This window comes from Leclercia sp. UBA1284 (genome assembly GCF_002308415.1).
GTDB classification, from domain to species: domain Bacteria; phylum Pseudomonadota; class Gammaproteobacteria; order Enterobacterales; family Enterobacteriaceae; genus Enterobacter; species Enterobacter pneumoniae.
The window spans coordinates 18465-33078 of sequence record NZ_DBUS01000002.1; the positions used below are offsets into that span (position 1 = coordinate 18465).

Below are 14614 nucleotides of genomic sequence, written 5' to 3' on the forward strand. Positions count from 1 at the left end.
GCGAGCCAGCTCAAACTTTTTAACATTTGTGTTTCATTTCTGATCTGAGTCTGTATCTGTCCTGAGAGCCGGGTGGTATTTTAAATCCGCAGGTAATTATTACCCCTATAGTGCCTGTGGTTTTTCTTCCCAAGGACATCATATGAAAACCTCACTCTTCAAAAGTCTCTACTTTCAGGTGCTGACTGCGATTGCTATCGGCATTCTGCTGGGCCATTACTACCCTGAACTGGGCGCGCAGATGAAACCGCTAGGCGATGCGTTTGTTAAGCTCATCAAGATGGTTATCGCCCCGGTTATCTTCTGTACCGTGGTAACCGGTATCGCGGGCATGGAAAGCATGAAGGCGGTCGGTCGCACTGGCGCGGTCGCGCTGCTCTATTTTGAGGTGGTCAGCACCCTGGCGCTGATTATCGGCCTGATTATCGTGAACGTGGTGCAACCCGGCGCCGGCATGAACGTAGACCCCTCTACGCTCGATGCCAAAGCGGTCGCCGTCTACGCCGATCAGGCAAAAGATCAGGGTGTGGTGGCCTTCCTTCTGGATGTAATTCCCGGCAGCGTTATTGGCGCTTTTGCCAGCGGTAACATTTTGCAGGTACTGCTGTTTGCCGTGATGTTTGGCTTTGCGTTGCATCGCCTGGGAAGCAAAGGGCAGCTGATTTTTAATGTGATTGAAAGCTTCTCTCAGGTCATCTTCGGCATTATCAATATGATTATGCGTCTGGCACCTATCGGGGCCTTCGGGGCGATGGCGTTTACCATCGGTAAATATGGCGTGGGCACCCTGGTACAGTTGGGCCAGCTGATTATCTGCTTCTATATCACCTGTATTCTGTTTGTAGTGGTGGTGCTGGGGAGTATTGCAAAGGCCACCGGCTTCAATATCTTTAAGTTCATCCGCTATATCCGCGAAGAGCTGCTCATCGTGCTGGGTACCTCCTCGTCCGAGTCGGCGCTGCCACGTATGCTCGATAAAATGGAGAAGCTGGGCTGCCGCAAATCGGTGGTGGGGCTGGTCATTCCGACGGGCTACTCTTTTAACCTGGATGGCACCTCGATTTACCTGACCATGGCCGCGGTATTTATCGCTCAGGCGACCAACAGCCACATGGATATTTTCCATCAAATCACGCTGCTGGTCGTGTTGCTGCTCTCGTCGAAAGGGGCGGCCGGGGTGACGGGCAGCGGCTTTATCGTCCTGGCTGCGACCATTTCAGCGGTGGGTCATCTGCCGGTGGCGGGGCTGGCGCTGATCCTCGGTATTGACCGCTTTATGTCTGAAGCTCGTGCGCTGACTAACCTGGTCGGTAACGGGGTAGCGACCATCGTGGTCGCGAAGTGGGTGAAAGAGCTGGATCATAAAAAGCTCGACGATACCCTCAATAATCGTGCGCCAGACGGCAAAACGCACGGTTTATCCTCCTAAAATCTGCTCTCAGGCCCGCATTCCCTTGTCGGAGTGCGGGCTCCTGCGCATAATGGCCCCTCATACCTGTCATAATTCGACAAGATTTTTTTCGGGTATATTTCACTTCATGCCGTGACGTTTCGCTTAACGCGCGGTCTAATCGGAGTGTTTTGAATATCGTCTTTAGAGTGCTCCAGGGCGTGTAGCACTCTTTTTAACCAGGAATGTTGATCAGGGGTTCACATGCAGGGCACAAAAATTCGACTCTTAACCGGCGGTTTGCTGATGATGGCAGCAGCCAGTTACGTGCACGCTGATGCGCTCCAGCCCGATCCTGCATGGCAACAGGGGACGCTGGCGAACGGCTTCCAGTGGCAGGTCCTCTCGACGCCTCAGCGTCCCAGCGATCGGATTGAAATCCGCCTCTCGGTAAATACGGGCTCCCTGACGGAAAGCACGCAGCAGACCGGCTTTAGCCACTTTATCCCCCGGCTGGCGCTGACCCAAAGCGGCAGCCTGCAGGCTGTGCAGGTGCGTTCACTGTGGCAACAGGGCATCGACCCGAAACGCCCACTCCCGCCTGCCGTGGTCTCTTATGACTACACCATGTTTAACCTCAGCTTGCCGAACAACCGTAATGATTTGCTCAAAGAGGCGCTGACCTGGCTCTCGGATACCGCAGGCAACGTCTCCATTACCCCTGAAACCGTTAACTATGCGCTGAGCAACAGTGACATGGTTGCCACCTGGCCCGCGGATACCAAAGAGGGCTGGTGGCGCTATCGCCTCAAGGGGTCAACGCTGCTCGGCCACGATCCGGCGGAGCCGCTGAAGCAGCCGGTTGATATCGAACAGGTTAAATCTTTCTACCAGAACTGGTACACCCCGGATGCGATGACCCTGATTGTGGTGGGTAACGTCGACGCCCGTGCGGTAGTAGAACAGATCAATAAAACCTTCGGCGAACTGAAAGGTAAACGCCATACGCCGGCGCCAGTGCCGACCTTGTCGCCGCTGCGTGCCGAGCCCGTCAGCATCATGACCGACACAGTGCGTCAGGATCGTCTCTCAATCATGTGGGATGGCCCGTGGCAGCCTATTCGGGAATCCGCAGCCCTGCTGCGTTACTGGCGTGCAGATTTAGCCCGTGAAGCGCTGTTCTGGCATGTTCAGCAGACGCTTAGCAAGAACAACACCAAAGATATCGGTCTGGGCTTTGATTGCCGGGTGCTGTTCCAGCGTGCACAGTGCGCCATTAACGTTGAGTCGCCGAACGATAAGCTGAACGCGAATATGGCGGTGGTGGCGAAAGAGCTGGCGAAGGTACGTGACAACGGGCTGCCGGTAGAAGAGTTTAACGCGCTGGTGGCGCAAAAGGGCCTTGAGCTGCAAAAGCTGTTTGCCACCTATGCGCGCACAGATACCGATATCCTGATCAGTCAGCGTATTCGCTCCCTGCAAAACCAGGTGGTGGATATCGCGCCGGAGCAGTATCAGAAACTGCGCCAGGACTTCCTGAGCGGCCTGACGGTGGAGATGCTGAACCAGGATCTGCGTTCGCAGCTTTCACAGGATATGGCACTGATTCTGCTGCAGCCGAAGGGCGAGCCTGAGTACAACATGAAAGAGCTGCAAGAAACCTGGAGTAATATTATGGTGCCTGCGCAGAGTGCGGCTCCCGTTGTTTCTGGCGATCATCAGGACGTGACGGATATTCCGCAGGCGCAGTAAGGTGGGCGTTCGCGCAAAGATAAACGGTGGTAATGCCGATCGGTTAAGTGCGGTGGAATTGTTCCGTTCACCTCATGTTCAGCAGAATATGGCATTACACCACCCGTGAACGTGACAAGGGGGACCGCCGGGTCCCCCTTGTCAATCCCCGCGGCCCCGCGACGAAATCGGTGCTTCGCACTGCGCTCACCTCCCGACCTCCTGCCTGCGGTCGGCTCAACTCGACATCCCTGTCTCGCTTCGCCTCTGGCCGCCATCCCTGGCGTCCAGCCCTTGTCATCCGGTCTCCGGTTCGCCGATTTCAGCGGGGAGTCAACACCCGTGCCCCGGTCAGGCCGCAGAGTGGCCGACAAAAAGCAGAGATGCCTTAGTGAACGGAACCTTTCTACTTCAGTGACATAGAAATACCGGATTGCTTAACCGATCGGCATTACAACCCAGGGTAGCCGTTTTTTAGTGCGGCATCGCCTCACGGGGAATAATCGCCCCGCGATACTGAATCACCGTACTGGCAGTGAGGTGGCCGCGCTGGGCTGCCGCTTCCGGCGTGCCGCCTGTCAGGCGTACGGCCAGATAACCGGCGCTGAATGAATCGCCCGCGGCCGTGGTATCAATTACTTTTTCCTTCGCCAGCTTCACTGCCGGAACGTCGATAACCGGCTGACCGGCAACCGCGACCAGACAGGAATCGGCACCGCGCTTGATCACCACCTCAGAGACGCCTGCCGCCTGCGTCCGGGCAATCACCTCATCCACCGGCTTTTCGCCCCACAACGCATCTTCGTCGTCGAGGGTTAAGAAAGCGATATCGGTACATTGCAGCATCTGGGAGTAGACCTGCTGCGTCTCTTCGCGGCTGGCCCACAAACGTGGACGGTAGTTGTTATCGAAGATTACTTTGCCACCATTAGCACGGCATTCACGCAGCAGAGAGAGCAGCTTATCACGGCTACCCTGGCTCAGGATGGCGAGGCTGATGCCGCTCAGATAGAGATAGTCGAACGTAGCCAGCTCTTCGCAAATGCGCGCCGCGTCATCGCTCTCCAGCCAGAACTTCGCCGCCGCTTCATTGCGCCAGTAGTAGAAGGTACGCTCGCCAGTGCTGTCGGTTTCGATGTAGTAGAGGCCAGGCAGACGATTTTCCATGCGCTGAGTCAGGGAGGTATCGACGTTCTCCGCCTGCCAGCTCTCCAGCATCTGCTGGCTGAAATTATCGGTACCCAGTGCCGTGACATAGTTCACTGACAGCGCATCAGGGGAGACCTGACGGGCAATGTAGACCGACGTGTTCAATGTATCGCCACCAAAGCCGCGGCTCACTTCCGCGCCTTTTTGGGAGAGTTCAATCATGCATTCGCCAATGACGGCAATCTTTTTGGACATAATCTTGAACCTGAAGAGTGAAATTAGAGGTAGTGTGCTCTGGCACCGTTTAGTGGTCAACCATATTAAAACGACGTTCCATTATTTTTTTGAACTGGAACAGGTTCCGCTTCAGTTTCTGTCATCAGAATTTCATTTTCGCCTGCAACCAGCCTTAAAGTTCTTATCTCCTGCGCCGATAACCTTTGACGAGTCCCGTCAGCTCATCTCCCATTCAACAGGACATCTGAAATGAAGTTACAGCAGGATATCCAGCGGCTAGTTGTTCCTCAGGCAAGTATTGAGAACTTGCAGGAGCATCGCTACTGGCTGCAATGTGAGCGCGCTTACACCTGGCAGCCCATCTATCGCATTGATGGCACGCTGATGGCCGTTGAGATCCTGACCATCGTGACGCATCCGTCAACGCCCGATCAGCGTATCGCGCCGGATCGCTACTTTGCGGAAATCCCGGTGCGCAAACGTCTGGATGTGCTGGAAGAACAGCTCACCATGCTGGCGGAAAAGCAGCCCTTTTTCATGCAGCATAAGATCCTCGCCTCGGTAAACGTCGATGGCCCTACGCTGATGGCGGTGCGTCAGGATGAGACGTTAAAGCAGCTCATCGCTACGCTGCCGTGGATCCGCTTTGAGCTGGTTGAGCATATACGCTTACCGCAAGATTCGACCTTCGCTGCAATGTGCGAGTTTGCTCCGCTGTGGCTGGACGACTTCGGTACCGGCATGGCCAACTTCTCGGCTCTGAGCGAAGTGCGCTATGACTACATCAAAGTGGCGCGCGATCTCTTCATCATGCTGCGCCAAACACCGGAAGGCCGGAACCTGTTCACCCTGTTGCTTCAGCTGATGAACCGCTACTGCCAGGGGGTCATTGTCGAGGGCATCGAGACGCTGGAAGAGTGGCGAGACGTGCAAAGCTCTCCGGCCGCTGCTGCGCAGGGGTACTTCCTCTCCCGCCCCGTCCCGATGGACACGCTCGAAAACGTCATCCTTACCCTGTAGGTTTTGGCTGCTTCCCATAATAGTGCGTGAATGACGCGCTATTACCGGACGCAGCCGCCGCTTTCCCGTTGCCTGGGCTATATTCTAGAAAGGCAAGTGAAAAAGGGAGTGCGGAATGACCAAGACAACAAAGATAATCACCTGGTCGCTAGGGATCTTCTTGTTGTTGATTGTGGTGATAATCGTCATTATTGCGACGTTCGACTGGAATCGCCTCAAACCGACCATCAACCAGAAAGTCTCGACTGAGTTAAACCGGCCCTTCGCCATTCGTGGTGATTTGGGCGTAGTGTGGGAGCGCCAGAAAGAGGAAACCGGCTGGCGCAGCTGGGTTCCATGGCCACACATCCATGCTAACGACATCATCCTCGGCAACCCGCCGGATATCCCCGAAATTACCATGGTGCATCTGCCGCGCGTAGAGGCCACGCTGGCGCCGCTGGCGCTGTTCACTAAAACGGTCTATCTACCGTGGATCAAGTTGCAACAGCCGGATGCCCGGCTGATCCGTCTGTCGGAAAAAAAGAACAACTGGACCTTTGATCTGGCGGGGAGTGACGAAGAAAAAGATCCCAACGCCAAACCGTCCTCCTGGTCTTTCCGCCTGGATAATATCCTCTTCGATCGCGGACGGATCGATATCAACGATGCGGTAACTAAGGCAGATATTGAGATCTTTGTCGATCCGCTGGGTAAACCGTTGCCCTTTAGCGAAGTGACGGGGAACAAAGGCAAAAAAGATAAGGTCGGTGATTACGTCTTTGGCCTGAAGGCGGAAGGGCGCTACAACGACCAGCCTTTAAGCGGCAAGGGTAAAATTGGCGGTATGCTGGCCCTGCGAAGCGAAGGCACGCCGTTCCCGGTGCAGGCTGATTTCCGCTCTGGCAATACGCGGGTGGCCTTCGTTGGCACGGTAAACGACCCGATGAAAATGGGTGGCGTTGATCTCCAGCTGAAATTTGCCGGGGATTCGCTGGGCGAGCTCTATGAGCTGACTGGGGTGCTGCTGCCCGATACTCCACCGTTTGAAACCGACGGTCATCTGGTCGCGAAAATTGATGCTGAAAAGTCGTCGGTCTATGACTATCGCGACTTTAATGGCCGCATCGGCGACAGTGATATCCACGGCTCGCTAACCTACACCACCGGCAAGCCGCGGCCGAAGCTTGAAGGGGATCTGGAGTCCCGGCAGCTGCGCCTCGCCGACCTGGGCCCGCTGATCGGGGTGGATTCGGGCAAGGGTGCCGAGCGCGCGAAACGCGCCGAGCAGAAAAAGGGTGAGAAAAGCGCTCAGCCTGCCGGCAAGGTGCTACCAAACGATCGTTTTGAAACAGATAAATGGGATGTGATGGACGCCGATGTGCGTTTCAAAGGCCGCCGTATTGAACATGGCAGCAGCCTGCCCCTTAGCGATCTCTCGACCCATATCCTGCTGAAAAATGCCGACCTGCGCCTGCAGCCGCTGAAGTTCGGCATGGCGGGCGGAACCATCTCATCAAATATTCATCTGGAAGGGGATAAAAGCCCCATGCGTGGGCGGGCAGATATTCAGGCGCGGCGGCTGAAGTTAAAAGAGCTGATGCCTGACGTCGAATTAATGCAGAAAACCCTCGGTGAAATGAACGGTGATGCTGAGATCCGCGGTACCGGTAATTCCGTGGCTGCTCTGCTGGGTAACGGCAACGGTAACCTGAAGCTGCTGATGAACGATGGACTGATCAGCCGTAACCTGATGGAGATCCTCGGCCTGAATGTGGGCAACTTTATCATTGGTCAGATTTTTGGCGATGATGAAGTGCGGGTGAACTGCGCGGCGGCCAATATCGATCTGGTCAACGGCGTTGCCCGACCGCAGATCTTCGCCTTCGATACGGAGAATGCGGTCATCAACGTGACGGGCACCGCCAGCATGGCCTCTGAGCAGCTCGACCTCACCATCAATCCGGAAAGTAAGGGCATCCGTATCGTTACGCTGCGCTCGCCGCTGTACGTACGCGGAACCTTTAAAAATCCGGATGCGGGGGTGAAAGCCGGGCCGTTGATTGCCCGTGGTGCGGTGGCCGCGGCGCTGGCAACGCTGGTAACGCCGGCGGCGGCGCTGTTGGCGTTGATTTCACCGTCTGAAGGGGATGCGAATCAGTGTCGGAATATACTGGCACAGATGAAAAAGTAAGGCGCAGGACGTAAAAAAAACGGCAACCCACAGGTTGCCGTTTTACGTTTACAGCGACTGATGCCGCGTTTCGTGCGTCAGCAGCAAGGCAATCAGCGTCAGAGCTGCCATCGCGGCCAGGTAGACACCCACGTAGAACAGTCCGTAGTTTGCCTGTAACCAGGTGGCGATGTAGGGCGCCACGGAAGCCCCCAGAATCGACGAGACGTTATAGGAGAACGAGGCACCGGTATAACGCACTTCAGTCGGGAACAACTCAGGCAGAAGCGCACCCATCGGGCCAAAGGTCAACCCCATCAGGCTCAGGCCAATCAGCAGGTAGGCCATCACCAGCGCCGGGCTGCCGGAACCCAGCAGCGGCGGGAAGACGAACAGCGCAAACAGGATAATCAGCGAGGTGATGGTGATCATGCTCGCGCGGCGGCCAAATTTATCCGCCAGCAGGCCGGCGATAGGTACCATCACGCCAAAGCCAATCACCGCCATCATCAACATCCACAGCACTTCATTACGCGGCAGCCCCAGGCCGACCGGCGCAGGCGCGGTGCTGTAGGTCATGGAGTAGACGGTCATGATATAGAACAGGGTATAAGTTGCCAGCATGATAAAGGTGCCGAGCACGGTCACGCGGACGTGTTTGGTCAGCAGGGTACCCATCGGCACTTTTACCTGCTTTTTGGCCGCTGCGACTTTGGCGAATACCGGCGTCTCGTGCAGCGAGACGCGCACATACAGGCCAATCAGCACCAGCACGGCAGAGAAAATAAACGGAATACGCCAGCCCCAGCTCATAAACTGCTCATCATTCAGCAGCCAGGAGAGCAGCAGGAAGGTCCCGTTAGCAAAGAAGAAGCCAATGGGGGCACCCAGCTGCGGGAAGGAGCCGTACAGTGCACGTTTACGTGCGGGGGCGTTCTCGGTGGCCAGCAGCGCCGCGCCGCCCCATTCACCGCCCAGACCCAGACCCTGGCCAAAACGCGCCAGCGCCAGCAACACCGGCGCCAGAATGCCGATGGTCTCGTAAGTGGGCAGCAGGCCGATGGCGACGGTAGAGATCCCCATGGTCAGCAGCGAAGCCACCAGCGTGACTTTGCGGCCAATACGGTCACCAAAGTGACCAAAGAGCGCGGAACCAATCGGCCGCGCCACAAAGGCGATGGCAAAGGTCGCCAGAGACTGCAGCGTCGCGGCGGTCGGGTCGCCCTGCGGGAAGAAGATATGTGGAAAGACAATAACCGCAGCGGTCGCGTAAATGTAGAAGTCGAAAAACTCGATGGCGGTGCCAATCAGAGAGGCGACAACGACTTTGTTACGTGAGTTAACCGGGGCGTTTTCCTGTTGTGAATCGAGAGTTGTGGTTGTGGCCTGCATAAACTTTTCTTATTTTTGGCGAACGAACGGCCATATTACGCACAGCAAAAGCGACATTTCAATCTGTAACAAACCCGGCGGGAGGGCAAAAAAGCAGCAAAAAGGGGATAATGTTCAGCCCGCTAAAATAGCTTCTATGAAATGCTTCACATAAATTTAAACTTGGTGGAAAAAACTGGTTTTTGGTTAAATAAAAGTTACAGGCTGGATTTATATGCTGAAATGATGGATCGGGCTGAAATTTTGCGTTTTTATTCAGCCCGATGATGTCACTAGCGGTGGGTTTTACCCGGCATTCGCCGGTCATCTTTATACTCGGCGGTGGCGATCCACGCTGCGCAGAACAGGGTCAGACGCGCAAAGAAGTAGAAGAATGCCATCAGCCCCAGCACCGAACCAAAGGCGGCACCAGAGGGGGATTTCACCAGCGAAGGCAGCGTATAGGTCATCACGATTTTGATGATCTCAAAACCGATAGCGGCAATCAGCGTACCCCGCATCAACGCCTTACGACGGGGCCGATGGCGTGGCAGGCGCCAGAAGATCCAGAAGAAGAGCAGATAGTTCGCCAGGATTGAAATAGCTAATCCAATCAGTCGCCAGGCGGGTTTTAGCCACTCGATATTATCAAGATAGAGTGCTGAGATAATCATCTGCTGTGCCGAACCGGCCACCGAGGTGATAGAGAGAGTGACAATCAGCGCCACCAGCAGGCCAATCAGCGAGATAAAATCGCGGAAGTATTTCAGCCAGATCTTCTCCTGGTCCTGCGGCGTGCGCTCCCAGACGTCACGCGACTGGGCGCGGATCGCCTCGCGCAGGTTCCCCATCCAGTTAATACCCGAGTAGAGTGCAATCAATAGCCCGACAATCCCTACCGTGGTGCGCTGCTGGATCGCAGTATTAATGGTACTTTTCAGGGTGGAGGCAAGCGTCGGATCGCTAACGTTCATCAAGATTTTACCGAAGATATCCTGCAGCAGGGTCGGATGCGACGCGAGCACAAAGCCTGCTGCCGCAAAGGAGACCATCAGGATGGGAATCATCGATAAAAACGAGAAGTAGGTAATGGCGGCGCCAAACTGGTTACCCAGCCGATCGTTAAATCGCTCGGTGGCTCGCAGGATGTGGGCAATCATTGGGCGCTGCTGTACGAGCTGAACCAGCAGCTTCGCTTTTTCGACCAGGCTTCCCGCACTGCTTACATCGTGGCTTGTCACTTCCGCGTTTTCTGATGCCGCGGAAGGCGGGGTGGTGTCCATTTTTTTGACTGGTTCGTAATCCAGTTCCTGTACAGGGCGTTGCTGGTTGTTGTCCGGCATCGGTGACGTTTTCCTTTTCGGTACGCAGGATGTTCCTGAAATTATATACCCTAAATAATTCATGCTGCTTGCCACGGCCCCGGCGGCTAAGGCTCGGGAGAGCGAATCACAGGCCAACGCCTGGGCCGCGTGAAGTATCACGGGTACAGATTCAGTCTAGTCTACGTACGCCTTCATTAATTCTGTTAGCCACTCCATAAACAGGCGAACCCGGCGGGAGAGGTTGCGGCGGTGGGGATAAATTAGCGAAACCGGCATCGGGCCCGGACGATATTGTGGCAGGATCTCCAGCAGCTTTTTGGCGCGCAGCGCGTCGCGAGCCCCGACGCGTGGCACCTGAATAATCCCCAGACCCGCCAGAGCGGAGGCGTGATAGGTTTCGGTACTGTTCACCGTCAGGATGCCGCCGGTTTTAACCCAGCGGGTGCTCTCACCGTCATAATATTCAAAGCCCTGCGGGCGACTCCCCAGATTGAGCGCATAATGCACCACCGCGTGAGAGGCTAAATCGTCCAGCGTCTCGGGATAGCCAAAACGCGTCAGATAATCGGGGCTGGCGCAGTTGATGACTGACAGTTTGCCCAGCGGGCGTGCAATAAGACCAGAATCTTTCAGAGTGCCGACGCGCACCACGCAGTCGAATCCTTCCCGAATCACATCCACCAGACGGTCACTACTGCTCAACTCCAGTTCGATACCGGGATACTGCTGTAAAAACTGGGGTAGTCGCGGGATGACTAAATTTCGTGCAATGGCCACCGGCATATCCACCCGCAGTCGTCCGCTGATGCTGGCAGGGTCGAGCAAAAAAAGACCATCCAGTTCGTCGAGGTTTGCCAGCAGATCTTTTGCCCGCTCGTAATAGACCATTCCGTCCTGCGTAAGGCTGACGCGGCGCGTGGTCCGGTGCAGCAATTGCGTACCAAGCCCGTTCTCCAGCGCCTGGATTTGCCGGGATACGCTCCCTTTAGGCAGGCCTAAAGAGTCCGCTGCGCGAGAAAAACTCTCCAGTTCCGCGACGCGGATGAAGAGCTGCATTGCGTGAATTTTATCCATAGGTTGCGCTCATTGTTGTTCAAATTGAAACAGTAAAGCGTTACTGGCTACCTTTATTGATTTTCTATCACCTAATAAGCTCTTTCTCAACGACCACAACAGCCGAAACGAGGTTTCTTATGAGTGAACGTATAGCCATTGTGACTGGCGGCAGCCGGGGATTGGGAAAAAACGCGGCGCTGAAGCTGGCTGCGAAAGGTGTCGGAATTATCCTCACCTGGAATAGCAGCCAACAGGAAGCGCTCGATGTTGTTCGCGAAATTGAGCAAAAAGGGGTGAAAGCCGCAGCGTTACAGCTGAACGTCGGCGAAGTTGCCGGCTTCGAACATTTTGCTCAGCAGGTCGGGGAGACCCTCAGGCAGCACTGGCAGCGCGACAGCTTCGACTATTTATTGAACAATGCTGGGGTGGGTTTAAATGCCCCCTACGTTGAAACCAGCGAAGCGCAATTTGATAACGTCATGAACATCCATTTAAAAGGTCCGTTTTTCCTGACGCAGCGTCTCCTGCCACTGATGAGAGACGGGGGGCGAATTTTGAACGTCTCTTCCGGGCTGGCACGCTTTGCGCTCCCCGGGTCCAGCACCTATGCAGCGATGAAAGGGGCGATGGAGGTGTTAACCCGCTATCAGGCGAAAGAGCTGGGGGAACGCGGCATTAGCGCCAATATCATCGCGCCAGGGGCGATTGAAACTGATTTCGGTGGCGGCATGGTACGTGATAATGCCGAGCTGAATCAGCAGATCGCCGCGCAAACCGCGTTGGGGCGCGTAGGTCTGCCGGATGATATTGGTGACGCTATCGCCGCGCTGCTCAGCGACGAGCTGGGCTGGATGAACGCCCAGCGCATTGAAGTCTCGGGCGGTATGTTCCTGTAAGCCGGTTACGCCTGCTGATACTCTTTTTTCAGCAGGCCAAACAGCCAGTCATTATGCCAGCGGCCAGCCAACTGATAATTTTCTCGCAGCTCGCCTTCCAGCACAAAACCCTGCTTCTCCAGCAGCCGCCTGGAGGGCAGGTTTCCGGCTGTCACGGTGGCAGTTAACCGGCGAATTCCCCCCTCGTTAAAGGCAAAATCACACACGGCTTTTAACGATTCAAAGCCATATCCCAGACCCTGCGCCTGCGGGGCGAATAAGAATCCCACCTCGGCAATATCCTCTTCATGATGCAGATATCCCGTTACGCCCAGCGGCGTCTGGCTGAGGGTGTCCCGAACCAGCAAGCATAACCAGTGCGCGCTACCGGGCGTCCACTCGGGCAGGCGGGATTCAAAGGCCTCACGGATCGCCGTTTCCGGGCGGTTATCTGCAACGTAGCGCATCACGTCCGGGTCTTGCTGAAGCGCCAGGAAAAAGGACCAATCCGCTTCGCACAGCGGCGAGCAGGTTAAACGCGGGGTATGCAGTACCGGCATCAGGCTTATCCCATAAATTGTGTTAATGATTATACGGCTGTCACTGTAATACCATAGATTCTCAGGTATGGTTAAGCCTGTATAAATAAAAGAAAAAAGTCGCATAGAGACGACCCCATATCTGTTTTCATTTTACGGAAAGGAAAATGATGACCCTCAGCAAAACGCATCACGTCCGGGAACAGTTTGAACACTGTCTGGGTATCATTCGTCAGGCGTCGGTGGAGATCCTGCTGCTCCTGAAAGTGCATGTATCGGAAGGCAAGGATCCCCGCTGGTTTCTGGAACAGCTGGATAACGCGCGCCTCGGCCTGGGCGGTTGGGCGGCGGTGGCGAAGCGGCTACACCTGAACGACGCTGAAATGTCGAACTTCACGCTCCAGCTGCGCCTGCTGCAACAGCGTGTGCCACAGTATGAGAGTGGACAGGATGTCAGCGACAACCAGCTGATTGCGGCGACGCGTTTTGTCACGGCCCTTGAGCATGTGCGCCAGCAACAGCCCCTGCTGACCTACAGCACCGAGCTTGCTCCGGCTGATGAGGCGCAACAGCTGCAGGCGCAAAAGCAGGTGCGCGCAGTCGAGATGATGCTGAAAGCGCTGGTGCTGAAAGCCTGGCCCGATCCTACGCGTCTGAACAATCACCTGAAAACCCTGTTCAGTGCCGATCAGGTTCGGCGCTGGCTACGACAGGGCGAACGCAACGATGTGCTGAGCGGCATGAAATTCAGCGAGCTGGCGCTGATGGTCGTGGATAAAAAGGAGTTTTCCCGCTATTACGCTGCACTTTTCAGCGATCAGCACCATCTCACCCTGCTGGTGGAGCCGCGAAAAACGCTGCAAAACTTCCTCGACGATATACGCCAGATCCGTAATACGCTGCTGGCCGGAGAGGCCTTGACCCCGGCACAGATTGTCTTAATGGACAGCTACTACGACCAGATTGCCAGCCCGGTGCAGCGTGCCTTTGAGCAGGGGCGTACCCGGGTTAATCCGGCAGCGTTGCTGGCGGTGGAGACCAACGACCTGCACCGCTTCTGGGAGCATGCGCAGCAGAAAAACAAGGCGGCCGGCGGCGATAGTGATGAAATTGGTGAGAATATCGATAAACCGCAGCGACGGGCGGAGCGCACGCCGGAGCAGCGCGATCAGCTTATCTCCGGGCTGCTCTGGGGGGCGGTCGGGGTCATGGTGCTGGCGATGCTGGCAGGGGGCGTCTGGCTCTTCGTTGGCGATTCGCAGCCCCGGGCCGCGGAAGTGGTCGTTCAGACCCAGCAGCCGGAAGATATGCGTGACACCCCTTCATCGCGGGACACCCTGACGCGGATGGGCATCACCTGGGATGAGAACAACTTCCGTTCGGCCATCGATCGTAATGATGCCCGCGTGGTGCAGCTCTTTCTGAAAGGGGGGATGGACTGGAAAGTCTCCTGGACTGAGCAGGCGCACTCGGCGGGTAACGTTGCCGTACTGAAGATGTTGATGCGCTATCGCCTGCAAATGACGGAGCAGAAGCCCTGTCGGCGATTTATCACTACCCTGAGCCATGCCATGTCATCCGGCGAGAAGCTCACGAGCTCGCGCAAAACCTGGCTACAGGCCTTTTGCACCGTGCCGGCGGTAGTGGCGCGTCAACGTTATGAGGTTGAGCAGGCCACCCGCCGGGCGCAGGCGCAGCCGGATGCCAGCAGCAAAAAGTGGCAGGGTATCCAGACGGAAATTTATGAAGTGATTCGCTAGCGCGCTGAG

General features: G+C 55.9%; 11 protein-coding genes. 6 read left to right on the plus strand and 5 right to left on the minus strand.

Features of this window, described 5'->3' with window-relative positions; translation table 11 throughout:
• Nucleotides 1-142 precede the first annotated feature (142 nt).
• Nucleotides 143-1429, plus strand: a complete 1287-nt coding sequence (gene dctA, locus B3511_RS00525; RefSeq protein ID WP_046886823.1) for a C4-dicarboxylate transporter DctC — start codon at nucleotides 143-145, stop codon at nucleotides 1427-1429.
• Between the two features lie 225 nt (nucleotides 1430-1654).
• Complete coding sequence (locus tag B3511_RS00530; RefSeq protein WP_040078172.1) at nucleotides 1655-3142, plus strand: M16 family metallopeptidase; 1488 nt, start codon at nucleotides 1655-1657, stop codon at nucleotides 3140-3142.
• A gap of 453 nt (nucleotides 3143-3595) precedes the next feature.
• On the opposite strand, the gene B3511_RS00535 is transcribed toward B3511_RS00530, so the two are convergent.
• The gene (locus B3511_RS00535) at nucleotides 3596-4525 is read right to left on the minus strand and encodes a sugar kinase (RefSeq protein ID WP_263616880.1); all 930 of its coding nucleotides are present in this window, start codon (nucleotides 4523-4525) and stop codon (nucleotides 3596-3598) included.
• Between the two features lie 231 nt (nucleotides 4526-4756).
• Here B3511_RS00535 and pdeH point away from each other — a divergent pair, with 231 nt between their 5' ends.
• A complete protein-coding gene (gene pdeH, locus B3511_RS00540; RefSeq protein ID WP_046886820.1) occupies nucleotides 4757-5527 on the plus strand; it encodes a cyclic-guanylate-specific phosphodiesterase in 771 nt (256 codons plus the stop codon).
• 115 nt (nucleotides 5528-5642) lie between these two features.
• Entirely contained in the window at nucleotides 5643-7700 is a 2058-nt protein-coding gene (locus B3511_RS00545; RefSeq protein ID WP_286758336.1) for an AsmA family protein, read from the plus strand.
• A 48-nt stretch (nucleotides 7701-7748) separates the two neighbouring features.
• Here the strand turns inward: B3511_RS00545 and B3511_RS00550 are convergent, their stop codons facing one another.
• The 3 genes from B3511_RS00550 to B3511_RS00560 form a co-directional block, all read right to left on the minus strand.
• A complete protein-coding gene (locus B3511_RS00550) occupies nucleotides 7749-9071 on the minus strand; it encodes an MFS transporter (protein ID WP_212478370.1) in 1323 nt (440 codons plus the stop codon).
• A 272-nt stretch (nucleotides 9072-9343) separates the two neighbouring features.
• On the minus strand, nucleotides 9344-10393 hold the full coding sequence (yhjD, locus tag B3511_RS00555; RefSeq protein WP_046886817.1) for an inner membrane protein YhjD: 1050 nt from the start codon (nucleotides 10391-10393) through the stop codon (nucleotides 9344-9346).
• Nucleotides 10394-10549: 156 nt separating this feature from the next.
• Complete coding sequence (locus B3511_RS00560) at nucleotides 10550-11449, minus strand: LysR family transcriptional regulator (protein ID WP_040078179.1); 900 nt, start codon at nucleotides 11447-11449, stop codon at nucleotides 10550-10552.
• A 119-nt stretch (nucleotides 11450-11568) separates the two neighbouring features.
• Between B3511_RS00560 and B3511_RS00565 the strand changes: the two genes are divergently transcribed.
• Nucleotides 11569-12327, plus strand: coding sequence for an SDR family NAD(P)-dependent oxidoreductase (locus B3511_RS00565; RefSeq protein ID WP_286758337.1), 759 nt, complete (start codon nucleotides 11569-11571; stop codon nucleotides 12325-12327).
• Between the two features lie 5 nt (nucleotides 12328-12332).
• On the opposite strand, the gene B3511_RS00570 is transcribed toward B3511_RS00565, so the two are convergent.
• Nucleotides 12333-12866, minus strand: a complete 534-nt coding sequence (locus tag B3511_RS00570; protein WP_040078183.1) for a GNAT family N-acetyltransferase — start codon at nucleotides 12864-12866, stop codon at nucleotides 12333-12335.
• A gap of 149 nt (nucleotides 12867-13015) precedes the next feature.
• Between B3511_RS00570 and B3511_RS00575 the strand changes: the two genes are divergently transcribed.
• A complete protein-coding gene (locus tag B3511_RS00575) occupies nucleotides 13016-14605 on the plus strand; it encodes an STY4199 family HEPN domain-containing protein (protein WP_286767813.1) in 1590 nt (529 codons plus the stop codon).
• The last annotated feature ends 9 nt before the right edge of the window (nucleotides 14606-14614 follow it).

What these genes read in the sequence shown, in the direction of transcription:
- B3511_RS00545 (WP_286758336.1), top strand. Translation starts at nt 5,643, where the DNA reads ATGACCAAGACAACAAAGATAATCACCTGGTCGCTAGGGATCTTCTTG.
- B3511_RS00565 (WP_286758337.1), top strand. Translation starts at nt 11,569, where the DNA reads ATGAGTGAACGTATAGCCATTGTGACTGGCGGCAGCCGGGGATTGGGA.
- B3511_RS00575 (WP_286767813.1), top strand. Translation starts at nt 13,016, where the DNA reads ATGACCCTCAGCAAAACGCATCACGTCCGGGAACAGTTTGAACACTGT.
- B3511_RS00570 (WP_040078183.1), bottom strand. Translation starts at nt 12,866, where the DNA reads ATGCCGGTACTGCATACCCCGCGTTTAACCTGCTCGCCGCTGTGCGAA.
- dctA (WP_046886823.1), top strand. Translation starts at nt 143, where the DNA reads ATGAAAACCTCACTCTTCAAAAGTCTCTACTTTCAGGTGCTGACTGCG.
- B3511_RS00530 (WP_040078172.1), top strand. Translation starts at nt 1,655, where the DNA reads ATGCAGGGCACAAAAATTCGACTCTTAACCGGCGGTTTGCTGATGATG.
- B3511_RS00535 (WP_263616880.1), bottom strand. Translation starts at nt 4,525, where the DNA reads ATGTCCAAAAAGATTGCCGTCATTGGCGAATGCATGATTGAACTCTCC.
- B3511_RS00560 (WP_040078179.1), bottom strand. Translation starts at nt 11,449, where the DNA reads ATGGATAAAATTCACGCAATGCAGCTCTTCATCCGCGTCGCGGAACTG.
- B3511_RS00550 (WP_212478370.1), bottom strand. Translation starts at nt 9,071, where the DNA reads ATGCAGGCCACAACCACAACTCTCGATTCACAACAGGAAAACGCCCCG.
- yhjD (WP_046886817.1), bottom strand. Translation starts at nt 10,393, where the DNA reads ATGCCGGACAACAACCAGCAACGCCCTGTACAGGAACTGGATTACGAA.
- pdeH (WP_046886820.1), top strand. Translation starts at nt 4,757, where the DNA reads ATGAAGTTACAGCAGGATATCCAGCGGCTAGTTGTTCCTCAGGCAAGT.